The 14,720-nt window shown below is 38.2% G+C and carries 7 protein-coding genes; 6 read left to right on the top strand and 1 reads right to left on the bottom strand.

Features of this window, described 5'->3' with window-relative positions:
* Positions 1-39: 39 nt before the first annotated feature.
* On the bottom strand, positions 40-1,896 hold the full coding sequence (locus ACFFK0_RS08140; RefSeq protein ID WP_377469589.1) for an ATP-dependent nuclease: 1,857 nt from the start codon (positions 1,894-1,896) through the stop codon (positions 40-42).
* Between the two features lie 290 nt (positions 1,897-2,186).
* On the opposite strand from ACFFK0_RS08140, the gene ACFFK0_RS08135 reads away from it, so the two are divergent.
* The 6 genes from ACFFK0_RS08135 to ACFFK0_RS08110 form a co-directional block, all read left to right on the top strand.
* Positions 2,187-2,780, top strand: coding sequence for a DUF1819 family protein (locus ACFFK0_RS08135; protein WP_377469588.1), 594 nt, complete (start codon positions 2,187-2,189; stop codon positions 2,778-2,780).
* A 9-nt stretch (positions 2,781-2,789) separates the two neighbouring features.
* On the top strand, positions 2,790-3,335 hold the full coding sequence (locus ACFFK0_RS08130; protein WP_377469587.1) for a DUF1788 domain-containing protein: 546 nt from the start codon (positions 2,790-2,792) through the stop codon (positions 3,333-3,335).
* Positions 3,336-3,357: 22 nt separating this feature from the next.
* Positions 3,358-6,933 (top strand): BREX system P-loop protein BrxC, encoded by a 3,576-nt coding sequence (brxC, locus tag ACFFK0_RS08125; RefSeq protein ID WP_377469586.1) that lies wholly within the window; start codon positions 3,358-3,360, stop codon positions 6,931-6,933.
* Positions 6,934-6,948: 15 nt separating this feature from the next.
* Positions 6,949-10,431: a BREX-1 system adenine-specific DNA-methyltransferase PglX gene (gene pglX / locus ACFFK0_RS08120; RefSeq protein WP_377469585.1), complete on the top strand. Its 3,483-nt coding sequence runs from the start codon at positions 6,949-6,951 to the stop codon at positions 10,429-10,431.
* Positions 10,432-10,442: 11 nt separating this feature from the next.
* Entirely contained in the window at positions 10,443-12,965 is a 2,523-nt protein-coding gene (pglZ, locus tag ACFFK0_RS08115) for a BREX-1 system phosphatase PglZ type A (RefSeq protein WP_377469584.1), read from the top strand.
* 35 nt (positions 12,966-13,000) lie between these two features.
* On the top strand, positions 13,001-14,720 hold a 1,720-nt coding region (locus ACFFK0_RS08110; RefSeq protein ID WP_377469945.1), incomplete at its 3' end, for a DEAD/DEAH box helicase.

The following is a 14,720-nucleotide window of genomic DNA, read 5'->3' as shown; positions in this document are numbered from 1 at the left end:
GGAGGAGCCTTAAACCATGAAAGGCTCCTCTTACTATGACTAATTTGCTGCCGCTTCGGCAATCGCGGTTCTGAAATGTTCTAGAATACGATTGTTGTTCCCTGATAACTCAGCTAATTCCATGATAATTCCTTTTATTTCATCATCCAATTTTTCTAACGGCATTTTACTGCTTATTTCTCGACTGTGCTCACCTTCGCGATATCTTCTTGCGGTCAATCCCTGCGCGATGGCAATTTGTGTAGCTTCTCTTAAAGCTTTTTTTGGATCAGTAATATAATCAGTATCATTTATCATATGTCTTTCTATTTTTAGTACGGAGGCAACTGTATCTAAACAAAAATAGTTTTCTAACTCACCCTTGGTAAGAATTTTTATGTATCCATTTCTAAGTTTGGGGTACTTTTGCTCCAGTTCCTTCTTTCTGGCTTCTGGCTGTGTTTCTCCATGGGAGTCCCTATCTAAGATAATTCGGAACGGTACATTGAAATCGAGCAGGATTTTTACGTTCGCATAATAGTCTAATTGTCTGCATCCATCCATTGAAATAAAATGAACCCCATCACGTTTATAGTTAAGCCCAAGCCTATCAGCCCAACTCTCAAACGCATGCTTGTCCGATATGCCTTCGACCAAACAGCACACTTTTCCAGTTAATAGCTCGCTTATTTTGATTCGTTCACCAAGGTGCTCCCTAATATCTTCATCGGGGAGATGCTGAAGTGAAGTCGTATGTCCATTGCTTCGTGTCAATAGTACAATGTCATCCCGATTGGACTCATCAATAAATAGTGTAGAGTGCGTCGTTATAATAATTTGATTTCCGGCATCAGCAAGGTCCTTCAAAGAATAAAAGAGTTCTTTTTGAGCTGAGAGATGTAGGAAAGCTTCTGGTTCTTCAAAAATGTATAATGTTGGCCGTACGTAAGTGGTTTCGTCAGTGTTAGAACCTGAAGCGAGTTCTTCAATCATTTTATTTATTTCCGTTTGAGCCCTTATAACAGCTACCAAAACTGAACGCTGCAAACCGCTACCGCGGTGGTTTAAAGCTGTTTCAATACCTTGAGCATCTTTTACGGTCATTGTAAATGAGAAACCTTTGCTGACATCAAGAGGGTCAATTTTTTGATTTAGATTTTCAGCTAAGGGCAATTGTTCTTTTAGTTTCTCTTCGACTTTATCAATAAATATTTTATTGATATGTTCGATACGCTGGTTAACAGTGCTTATCGCATCTTTGCTTTCTGGATCGGCATTTAACCATTTTCGCAAACCTACACGAAACAGTCGTCCAAATAAAGATGAATCACTGGTCATCTTTTGTTCAGAAAGGTGATCTTGTGATGCCGGTATGAATATAACTTCGGGCAATCGATCTCCAATATCTCCCCAATCATCTTCATACCAATCAAATGATAAGTGCTGATTTCCTTTGTTTATCACAGTTTCTTTAATTTGAGTAATATCGGATTCACTTGGTTTTCTAGATGGAACTTCAATTCCTAAGGTCTTAGCGACCTGCTTGAGAATTTTGTAGTCATTTAGCTCCTCCTCGCTCGGGAGGGAAAGTTGCTTATAAATAAATTGTTTGCTTGCGATTCTTCCATTTTGAACCTCGAAAGTCCGCTTTAATTTTATAAGGCTATTATCATCTGAAACGTCGGTAACTGTTGTGGATTCAAAATGTATTTCAATTTTGCACTGCTTAGTTGGTTCATCGTTCGGGAAATCTTCAATAAGCATTTTTTCCTTATCCAAGAAGATACATATTGCGCGTAAAACAGACGATTTACCTACATCGTTTTGACCTACAATAGATAACAAGTTTTTGTTCATTACTGCTTCGAAATGGTCTATACCTCTGAAATTTGTAACACGTATATAACGGATTAGCAAAAAATATTCAACTCCTTGAATTCAAGATAGTACAGATTAAAAATTTTCCCATAACGCATTTCCTAATATTTCGATATAAAAGTACTTATTTCCTCCATTTATTTCCTCCATGTAGTACTGAATTTTTTGGGATTAGAACATGTATTCGCTGACATAATAATGGCACTTAACCATCGTATAATTAGTTAAGAAGGTGAATTGTACGTCTCTGTCGAATTAATTAACATATTCAAACTTAGATTAGCTTGAACCTTTCGAACTATAAAAAATAAGGCAAGGAAGATATATGAATGAAACAATACGCGGCTGGTTTTACCGGTGCAGGATTATTTAGGCAAGAAATAAGAGAAGTTTTGCGTTTGAAGAATCAAGGTCTCTCTCACAGTGAAATACTAGATTATCTGATCGAACATAATCCATTTCACCTGCAAAGTGAATCAGGAATTAAAGAACGATTACAAAAAGTGAATCAGCGTATAAAGACATTTGATAAGACTCTACTTCATGCTTATTTACACGGTACCCGTTATGATGAAAATGCGTTAATCTTGTACAGCTATCTGGTTACGTATCGTTTCCCTTATGAATTCTTTATAGAATCTGTTTTGTATAACTACAATGAGGGCAAAACAGTAATCCGAATGAGCGATTTGGATTATTTTTTCGAACGTAAAGAATCGGAGTCGAATGAAGTGAAAAACTGGACTCCACAAACCAAAAAGAGGATGCGACAATCCATCACGATGTTTTTTAGAGAATGTGGACTTTTTGTCGATATCGGAAATGGCGAATATCAAGTAAACCCACTTCACATTAGTTTGGAATTGAAGCAATATGTCGAAGAAAAATACCCGTTACTATATAAGCTGACGACATTAAGGTAGGTGAATTGCTTGGCCACAACTTATGAACGTCTTTGCAAATTGGAGGGTCGAATCCACGAACCTGGCTTCACGACACCGAGAGGAATAGGAAGTGAGATCCCCCACTTTGTCTTTGACTATCCAGCAGAAGACGAACTGGAAGTGCGTTCGTTCGTAAAACGATTAGTTGCTCAATCCAGCTTGAAAATCTGTAACGTAAATCTGTTCGAACTCTTCCTTCAATTATTCGAAGACGAAATTGATGACTTAATTGAACTAGGAGACGAAGAAGGGTACGAAGGACTAATTGAGGCAACAGAGACCGTACTTGATCATCAGCAAACGTTGATTAATGCATTTATGGATCGAGTGCAGGACGCCGAACTTGTTTTTATAACGGGGGTAGGATCGGCTTTTCCTTTTATTCGCTCCAGTCAGTTGCTGAAGTTGCTAGCTAATAATGCATATCGAAGACCTATCGTTCTCTTTTATCCAGGGTACTTTACGGGTCTGCAGCTTCGTTTATTTAACCGAATAACGAATGAAGATCAATACCAGTTATCGAGAATTTCTTAGTAATGGGAGATGAGAATAAACAATGAAAATCGCTCAAATATTTAAAAAGGATATATTTCGCAATATTAACGGGGTTGTTCAGGCTGGACAAGTCGACCTTGATACTATAAAAAACGAACTTGATGAATATGTCATGACGGAGGAAGGTACATATTATCTCAAAACCTTTTATAAAAATTATTTAGCCGTTTATAACCAGCCAAGTACGAATATTGGTGTTTGGATTTCCGGTTTCTTTGGTTCAGGTAAATCACACTTTCTGAAAATACTATCATACTTGTTGGATAACAAAGAAGTAGCCGGACGTCGTCCAGTTGATTATTTTACTGAAAAAACTTCTGACATTGAGTTACTGGATATGATGCATTTTGCCGCGGCGAAACCTAGCGATGCCATTCTGTTTAACATTGATTCTAAATCGTCCGCAAACTCTACTGATAAAGAAAGAATAGTTGAAGTATTTTTACGAGTTTTTAATGGCCATCTTGGCTACTCCGATACACTTTGGGTTGCAGAAATTGAAAGACAGATTGATAGTGAAGGGAAATATGAAGAATTTAAACGCGAAATTGAAAAATGCTCGGGTTCTCCGTGGGAGGAGATACGTGTTAAATTTCGTTTGAAGCAGAAAGTTATTATTCAATCGCTCGTTAATATTGGAATTGATGAAGAAAGTGCAAGAAAACTGCTGGATACCGGGAAAGAATCATTCGAAATGACATCCGAGAAACTTTCGCAGTTAATTGCAGAGTATTGTCAAGCGCGTGGACCGGAATATCGGCTTATCTTCCTTGTTGATGAGGTAGGTCAATATATTGGAACGGATTCTGCATTAATGTTGAATTTGCAAACGGTTGTCGAGGATATTGGCAATCGTTGCCGAGGTCAAGCATGGGTCTTCGTTACCTCACAGGAGAAAATCGAGTCTGTAACTACTCTTCATAGCACAACCGATTTTTCAAAAATTCAAGGGCGGTTTGCAACCCGTATTAACTTATCGAGCTCCAACACAGATGAAGTTATCAAACGGCGCATTCTGGAAAAAACGGATGTTGCAGCAAATAGTCTTGAGGTGCGTTACGATCAAGAAGAACAAATGATTCGGAACCGTCTCTCCTTTGAACCGAACTCGACTCAGCTTCGACATGCTTACCGTACATCACAAGAATTTGTGGAACTGTATCCCTTCATTCCATATCAAGTGGAACTGCTAAAAGAAGTATTTAACAAAATACGTACACAAGGGGAAGGTGGGGCGCACCTGGCCCATGGTGAACGCTCCTTGTTAAAGGCATTTCAAGAAGCTTGTCAATTGAATGCTGATGAAGATATAACCAATCTGGTCACAATGGCCGAATTCTATCCATCGATTCGAAATTTCCTTGAAGGCTCAATTACAAGTACCATCGCAAAAGCAGAAGATCGAGCTCGTAACCATGAAGGCCTAGAGATGTTTGATGTCGATGTATTAAAAGTACTCTATATGATTAAAGGGATCGATGTGATAAAGTCTACGGCGACCAATGTAGCCACCTTATTAATGCCAACCGTTGATACGGAACGTTCTCCGCTTGAATATCGAGTAAAAGAATCGCTTTCCCGTTTGCAGCAAGCCATGTTAATCGAGCAAAACGCAGATCAGACATACACATTCTTATCGGATGAAGAGCAGGAAATCAATCGGGAAATTCGTAATGAGTCAGTCAACGAGACTGCAGTTAGGGAACACCTAGGGAAACTCTTTTATGAAAGAATGTATGCAAAACCGAAGTTTGATTACAACAAAAATACTTCATTTAGTTTTAATAAACGTTACGATAATTATATCCATGGCCAGATGACAAACCCTTTAACGATGCAAGTATACAGTGTGAACATAAGCGACGCAGAAGCATCACTGGAAGCCAATTCAGGTAGACTGGTTCTCTGTCTGGATCCGGAGTTGATTGCTGAAGCCGAAAGTGCTGTTCGTTACGTACAGCAAGTGCAGACCTACGTAAGGCGTAAAAAAGGGCCTAATTCTACACAAAATCAAATAAAAATTTACGAAGCGAAACAATCGCAAATTACAGATTTCGAGAAAAAAGCTGAACGTCTTTTAGAACGTGCTTGCGACCTCGCTAAGTTCTTTATTCAAGGCCAAGAACGTACATTCAGTGGCTCATTTGAAAATAAAGTAAATTCTGCTATGGAAATGCTTGTTCGCAGCACATATAGCAAACTCGGCTATGTGAATGAACCAATTAACCTTAAGGATGAGCGTAATGAATGGAAACGCTTAGCCCAAGACGGACTATTACTGACGACGGATGGAGTACAAAATCAACATGCTTATGATGAGATTAAGATGCGTATGGAAGAAGCTTTTCGTTTGAACGAAAATGTACCTTTAAAATCGTTAATCGAAAAGTATAGCACTGCTCCTTATGGCTGGAATGATCGCGATATTATTGGTCTTCTTTTTGCATTGTTTAGCGAGGGAAAGGTGAAGTTTACATATGCCCGCGAAGCCTTTATACCGGAGCATCCGCAATTTTTCGAACGATTTTCAAAACTGCAAGAGCGCGATCGCATTCTTGTCATACCAGTCGGAGAAGTTGACCCGAAAGTTCGTAGGGACTGCCTGTCTATTTTCCGGGAGTTGTTCGGTCGTCATCAGGTAGGTGAAAGTTATGAAGAGATGGCCGCGGCAATTAACGAGACGTTAAAATCTGTATTTCAAGACCCTCTTGACGATATTAAAGAACGAAGGAAACAATCAAACGATTACCCTTACCCGGGTGATACTGAAATCAGTCGAATTACGACTGGTGTTTTCCGGATCATTCAAATTTTAGATGCAGAAGAAAAAGTTAACCAGTTCATTCAAGCGGTAGACGATTTCGATGAGTGGCTTGAAGAGTTGGGCAGGCTGAATTCATTTTATAAAAAGAAACCAATTGAATACTTTGATGGAGCGGTTGCGTTATTACGCAAATATGACCGGGATTTTGCCTTAATGAATAGTGAGGAAATTCTCGGATACCGAAGAAGGATTACGGATATATTGTCAAATCCGAAGCCTTATTCTCTTATCCCGCAATTACCCGAACTTAAAGATCAATTAACGAAAGCTATAGATAAATATGTATTGCAGAAGCGGGAAGAGATTCTCAATCAGGTTAAGGTGCTGGAAACTCAAAATAATAGTTTGTTAGATTACTATCGTAATAATGAATCTGTAGCAAATATGATAAGAATGCAAATAGCAGAGCATGATCAGTTAAAGCATCGTATTTCGATCGAGACCTCATTGCTTGCTATGCGTGCTTTACAACAAGAAATTTCAGAGTGCTCTAAAAAGATGAATGATGAAGCGCGACGAATGGAAGTTGAGCAGAAATCCCGAGAGAAGGAGAAGTACAAAGAGGGTAATTCAAAGCCTCTTGCTTTGCGCGAGAAGAAGATTAAATACATTTCTGAGAAAGAGCTTTATCATTTCTTCTTCCAAAAGAAGACAAAAATTGAGACCTTGGATGAGCTGGATGAAGCACTGCGCAGTTTGCGTGAAACATTAATGAAGCAACTTCAGGAAAACACGCTGCACATGACAGAATAGGGAGAGTTTATTTTTATGAATAAATCTGAATTGAAATCATTTGCTACTTATGCACGCAGAGAGCTGCTTGAGAAAGTAGCTCTTCGTGCTAAAGGCTTTGGGATGGATAAGAAGAGCAACATATCCATTGTAACAAATGGGGAGCAATTGATCGTTAACGGTAAACAGTATCCTTCCACTATGAGGAATGCATTTGAATCGTTAAAACGTCAATATGAATCGAAGGGTTACGAACAACTTATTGAGGAAGCAGCTTATACTTGGTTTAACCGCATTATTGCTATACGCTATATGGAAGTACACGATTATTTACCAGAACGTGTTAACATTCTCTCCAGTAGTACTGGAAAAGTCGAACCGGATATTTTGCTGCATTATCAGTCCATGGAATTGGCAGTAGACAAAGTGCATATCCGAGACATTATAGATCATGGGAATTATGAAGAAGCATATCGTAAACTCTTTATTGCACAATGTAACGCTTTGCAACCTGTTTTACCGTTTTTATTTGAGAAGATTGATGATTACACTGAATTATTGTTGCCTGATTTTTTGTTGGACAGCGAATCCATTATAAATAAGCTTGTACAGAATGATGAATTGACTTCAAGTTTTGCAGAGGTAGAGGTAATAGGTTGGTTGTATCAATATTATAATATAGAGCCGAAGGCGATGGTTGACAAAAAAGTAAAAAACGGAGAAAGAGTCGATAAATTTGAAATCCCAGCTAAGACTCAGTTGTTCACTCCACAATGGATAGTACGTTATATGGTAGAAAATTCACTTGGATCAAAATGGTTAAATGCCTATCCAGAATCTATTTTAAAAAAACAAATGAAATATTATATTGAACCAGTTTCTCAGACGGAAGAAGTGCAGATGCGGTTAGATGCGATAAGACAAACTAATCTGGAACCTGAAAAAATCCGAATAATTGATCCTGCTTGTGGATCAGGACATATTCTTGTCTATGCGTTTGAGATACTCTTTTCTATATATGAAGAACGTGGTTATGTTTCAAACGAAATACCTACGCTTATCTTGGAAAACAATCTCTATGGACTAGACATCGATGATCGTGCCGCTCAATTATCTGCGTTTTCTTTATTAATGAAAGCACGTGAAAAGTCAAGACGTATATTTCGAAATCCGCCAACTATTAACGTATATTCTATTCAAGAATCCAATGAATTGTCAGTTGATGATTTAGTTCGCTTATTATCAGTAAACGAAACTGAATCGAGAGAGTTAAAAATTTTAATAAATTTTTATAAAGATGCAAAAAATTACGGAAGTATATTGGTACCAGAAAAGATAGATTCAGATAAATACTTGAAACGTATAGAGAAAATTTATGATGAAGGAATTCGTAGTTTATTTGATGTTGAAGCTATATGTCAACTACCGAAATTTGAATCTTTGTTAAGACAAACCAAATTGCTTGTAGAAAAATATGATGTTGTCATTACAAACCCGCCCTATATGGGGGCTGGGGCAATGAATGATCAACTTAATAATTATATTAAGGGGATCTTTCCGAATTCAAAGTCAGATTTATTTGCAGTCTTTATAGAGAGATGTAATGAGTTTCTAAATAATGGTGGATACCACGCTCAGATCAACCAGCATTCTTGGATGTTTTTAAGTAGTTATCAAAGCTTACGACAGAAATTGTTGCAGGATCATACTATTATCTCAATGCTACATTTAGGTGCTCATGCATTTGAGGATATTAATGGAGAAGTGGTCCAAAGTACCTCCTACATTATTAGGAGAGTGAAATTGTTTAATTACAAAGCTAAATATTATAGGTTAACTGATTATTCAACGGCCGATGAAAAAGAAAAAGCTTTTATAAGTAAACATGGCGAATATGTATCAAGTCAAGATAGCTTTTCCAATATAACAGGCCACCCAATATCTTATTGGGCTTCGGAAAAATTGAAAAAGTGTTTTGAATCAAAGGATACTTTTGGTAGTGCAGCTCCACCTAAGAAAGGTCTCGATACAAACGGTGAAAGCGGGAAGTTTTTTAGAAAGTGGTTTGAAGTTGATTTTCGAAAAGTGTGGTTAAATAAAAGTGATTCTAAGGATTATTATAAATGGTTTGAAATTGATAAAGGTGGGGGGGCTAGAAAATGGTATGGGAATAGGCTCGATATTATTAACTATGAAAATAATGGTTTCGAGTTAAAAAACAAACTTAAGAAAGCAAATATTAGGAATGAAAAATTGTATTTTAGGGATAGTTTGACTTATGGTGTTATTTCCACTAATAGCTTTAGTTTCCGAATCAGTTCACCTAATTCCCTATTTGATCAAGGAGGGCCTAATTGTTTCCCTAGCAAAGAAAATAGGAATTATATACTAGCACTCGGAAATTCTGTAGTAGTTAATTCAATATTAGAAACTATAGCTCCGACTATTAACTTCACGGTTGGGGATGTTGCTAAAGTTCCAGTCATATACCCTGATAAAAACAAAATTGATAAAATAAACCAAATTGTAAATGAAAATATAAGTTTGTCTAAGGAAGACTGGGATTCTAGTGAAATTTCATGGGATTTTATTAGTCATCCCTTCGTATTGACTAAAACTAATAGTAATCTCATTTCTGATGCTTATGATGAATGGGCAAAAATTACGGAATATAGGAATAATAAAATCATTGCAAATGAAGAAGCAATTAATGAATTTTTTATTAATCTATATGGACTAGAGAATGAACTTAAGGCAAAGGTATCTGTTAATAACACTTCAATTCGACGTGCAAATAGAGAATATGATACAAAGTCCTTTTTATCATTCTTTGTAGGGTGCGTAATGGGACGTTATTCGCTTGATACTAATGGATTGATATTTGCAGGAGGTAGTTGGAACCAAGGACATTATAAAAAAATGGCTCCTAATAAACATGGGATTATTTTGTTTACAGATAATGCTTACTTTGAAAATGACATTATAAATCGATTATATGAATTCATTGCAATTATATTTGGGAAAGAATCAGTGGATATAAACCTAAAATGGATTGCGGAATCATTGGGGCTAAGAAGGAACGAAACTCATGAAGAGCGAGTACGCAGATATTTTTTAGAGGAATTTTATTTAGATCATTGTAAGACTTACAGTGGAAGACCAATCTATTGGTTGGTAGATTCTGGTGAGCATAGAGGCATGCGTACATTATTATACATGCATCGCTACCAATCAGATACAATGGCAACCATCCGTTTTGAGCACCTGCAAGCCATTCAAGCCAAATATTTGAATGAAGTATCGACAATTGATAAGCGTCTCGTGAATCCATCACTTTCTGCGACAGAGAAACGTACTTTAGAAAAAAAGAAAGAAGACTTCCAAAAGCGTGTTGAAGAATTGACCGAATTCGATAAGGTATTAGCAGAGTATGCGAATGCTCAAATCGAAATAGATTTGGATGACGGGGTAAAGGTCAATTATGAAAAATTTAAGGGTGTGTTAGCAAAGATAAAGTAAGGGGATTTGAAATGGATATTTTTCAAAGTTTACGTGATAAGGTCGATATTGAAAGAAATGCCAAAGGTCGTGCGGTTGTCTTTTGGTATGATCCAAATACACAGGTGGAGTTCGATGAGCTCCACCGCCACTTTGAAACAGATGATGTTGAAGTTTGCCTTTTAACACCTGACAATTTCTTTCGTATCAAAGTGGATATTGAAATTAAACACCCTAATCAATCATTTATTCTGTATGCGCCGTTCGCACGTCCCTCGGATAATGATAATTATTTACTTGATATTTTGCTGTATGCATCGGAATTTAAAGCAGATGAGGTAGCCACTCTGGCTGAACAGTTGCAGATAGAAGACTATGTGATTCGACCGTTAATCGATCAATATGGTGCATTTTTCCGGAGTAATGAACGAAGACAGAAATTAAAGCGCTTATTACCGGCTCAAGCAGATCAGAATCGACTGGAAATTTCAATTGCCGCTGTCTGCGTAGGTTCCCCATCGCCATCAATTTCGGATCTTACGAGATATTTGTTGCTTACGGGGCTCGATGAATCCTCTAATGAAGCGTATAAAAATCTAGCAAAGTGGTTCTACATAAATCGAATTTGGGAAATCATTTGTTCATATTTTGGACTTTCTAGTCCTCAAGAAAATAACAAGCTTCAATGGTTGATGGATGTTTTTATTTATCAGCACTTGTCTCTAAATGCACAAAATATTGGTTGGACGAATAATGGATGGTTTTCATCACTTCCAAACATCTGCGCTTTGTTTATAGAGGACTGGTTCAGGGAATCACTTGACCAAGTTCGAATTTTAGAACATTACGTGAAAGACTTTGAAACACGGTATTCTGTTGCCAACTTACTGCATACCATCCCTGTTGAAAATTACGAAAAATCAACAACGCTACCAATTATCGATGCAATCATAATTACAAAGCTTGCAGATGAGCTGCAAAATCAAACCGCTGAAGTAGACATATGGTCGGAACGAATTCAAAGAAGGATGCAAACATATTGGGGCCAAAAAGGGGATACATCCTTAACCTACCAAACAATGCAACATATTGTAGAGTTATCTAAGTATCGTATGCAGTGGAAACGGTATTCAACTGTTTCAGAATCATGGGAAGAGATGCTCAGATGCTATGTAGAGGTACATTATCAAATTGACCAGCATTATCGGCAAATGATGCAATCCTTTATGAGACTGAATGCACGGGATGCCATTCAACCGGTTGTTGAACAGCTTTCAAACTGGTATGAGAATATTTATTTAACATGGTTAGCGGATCAAGTTAATCGATTATTGTTTGCCGGAAGCTTAGTTGGCGGAAAAGCTTTTCCACCGCAACGTAGATTTTTTTCAGATACGATACGCCCCATCTTAGACAAAGAACAAACAAAGATTTTTGTTATTATTTCAGATGCGCTTCGATATGAAGTGGGACAGGAACTTGCGGGTAAACTGAACGCCCGACCTAATGGAGAAGCTGCAATTACACCGATGCAGGCAAGTCTTCCTTCTTATACACAACTGTGCATGGCAAGCTTATTGCCTCATAGGCAATTGACTATTGATGACAACGGAACAGTCTATGCTGATGGTCTTTCTACAAGAGGTATGTCCAATCGTGAAACCATCTTGAAAAAATACAATCAAGATGCAGCCTGTTACTCGTTGCATGACTTGATGAACTGGTCTCGTACTGAGGCGGAAGATCGTTTGAAAGGAAAACGATTAATTTATCTCTATCATGATGTAATTGATGCTGTTGGCGATACAGCCAAGTCGGAACGAGAAACATACGATGCGGTGGATCGGACAATTGCAGCCTTAGAACAGGCTGTAGAGAGGTTGTCGCGACTACAGGCTAAACGAATCATAATAACTGCAGACCACGGTTTCCTGTTTCAATACAATAAAGTTGAAGCCGACTCTAAGGTTAATGCTGTCACAGGAAGTATTATTGACAAAAATCGCCGATTTGTCGTAGGGGAGCAGCTAACTGTACCAGAAGGGGCAGTAAAGCTGCCACCTGATCATACTCCACTTCCTTGCGAGACTGTTATTGCTAAAGGGTTAAATCGGTTCATTGGATCAGGTGGTTTGCAATTCATTCATGGCGGTGCTATGCCTCAAGAAATTATCGTACCCTTAATTGATTATCGTCGTACTGAAAGGGCCGAGCTGGTTGGTATAAGCGTGGCTATGGTAGACAAGGTAATTACGAATGTTCGTTTTTATGTATCATTATACCAAGAACAAAAAATAACTTCTGACGTTTTGCCGCGGCAATTGAGAATGGCATTTTATCAAGGAGATGAACGTATCTCCAATGAGGTAATTCAAACTTTCAATTCAACGGGAGAAGCGATGCAGCGTAATATCCAAGTTCAATTCATTCTGGCAGAAAAATATTACAGAATGGGAGAGACCTGTATATTAAAAATGGAAACCGTACGTGACGGTAAAACAGAATCATATCGTTCGGAAACCTTCACTATTCGAATGTACGAGGCACTTTACTAGAAAGCTTCTTCTTTAAGAGAGAAAGGAACATGGGAATGCTAAAAATTGGAGATAAAATTAAAGGCCCTTATTGGGCCGAAATCGTTGAAGTTAGAAAATGTGAACCTATTGATGATTTTCTGATACTGATTGAGGCCGTGGGTAGACAAAGCAACCAGTACTATGAGACCTATCTGGAAAAACATGAAGTAGAAGCTTTGGAAGCCTTACAAGAAGAAACGAAAGCGGCGATGGAACCCCATCGCCTTTTGCACTATTTGCGATATTACGTGCTACGAACCGAAGAACGCTATTCTAAATCAAGAATAAAGGGGAATAAAAAAATCATTCCGCTCCCGCATCAGATTGAAGCTGTTTACAGCCGTATGCTTCAAAACGGTCAAGTCCGCTTCTTGTTAGCGGATGATCCAGGTGCAGGAAAAACGATTATGTCCGGCATGTTAATACGCGAGTTGCTCGCAAGAAAAAGTGCAGATCGGATTCTTATTCTGGTCCCTCCTCTTGTCCTTAAACAGTGGCAAGAGGAACTGAATGAGAAGTTTGGCGAACACTTCACGATCATTACACGTTTTACACTCCGAGATTCAGGGGATGGAAATCCCTTTGAAAAACATGATAAATGTCTGGCTTCTCTATACTGGGCAATGCGTGAAGACGTAAAAAACTTGGTCATTACGGCTAATTTTGATCTAGTGATAATTGATGAAGCTCATAAAATGGCTGCATATACTCAAGGTGTTAAGAAGAAAAAAGTACAGCGAACCAAGCTTTATCAGCTTGGAGAGGCGTTGTTGCGTAATAGCGAGCATTGTTTGCTTCTTACGGCAACTCCCCATAAAGGAGATAAAGAAAACTTCAGACATTTGATGAGCCTTATTGATCATGATGTGTTCTCCAGCCTCAATACAGGAGACTCTATGTATGAGAAAAGCAATCCATACGTTATCCGTAGACTTAAAGAATCAATGGTTAATTTTGATGGCACTCCATTATTCCCTAAACGAACAACAAAGACGCTTCCTTTTGATTTGTCATCGGAAGAATTGGAGATTTATCAAGAAGTTACAGAATACGTGCGAGAGCATTTTAATCGGGCTAAGAGAAATAACAATCATAGTACGGCATTTGCTATGATGCTGCTGCAGCGGCGTCTCACTTCATCAATTGAGGCGATTTATCTCTCTCTCGTCAGGCGTAAAGATAGGCTGGAGCAAGTATTGTGCGGCGAGTTGAAGAAACATCAAATCACACAGGATACCGTTGAGGAGTTTGAAGAACTGAGCAGTGAAGAATTCGAAGCTATCGAACAATTGGTTGAAGGTGAGACGGACGCCTTAGACCTTGATGAACTTCAGCTTGAGATCGATGAATTAGCGCGTCTTATTCGTAAAATTCAAATGGTTCGTATGTCAGATACCGAACGGAAATATTTGGAGTTGGAGTCAACATTATTTGGTGCGAATGGATTACTCCTATCAGGTGAGAAAATTCTCATTTTTACGGAATCCAAGGATACGCTTGAGTATTTGGAACGGAGATTGCTCGCGCATGTTCCTTATGTAGCGAAAATCATTGGCAGTTACTCCATGGATCAGCGTCGGGAGGAAGTGGAAAAGTTTAGAAAAGACATTCAGATCATGTTGGCAACAGATGCAGGTGGAGAATCGATTAACTTGCAATTCTGCAACCAAATGATAAATTATCCTGAATTTCGAAAGCGCATAAGAATGCGGTGGCGATCATCCAGGAGCGGAT

The sequence above is a fragment of the Paenibacillus chartarius genome (genome assembly GCF_042432825.1).
Classification (GTDB): domain Bacteria; phylum Bacillota; class Bacilli; order Paenibacillales; family NBRC-103111; genus Gordoniibacillus; species Gordoniibacillus chartarius.
The sequence above is the reverse complement of the archived record's forward strand: the minus strand, read 5'-3'. Positions and strand labels throughout refer to the sequence as shown.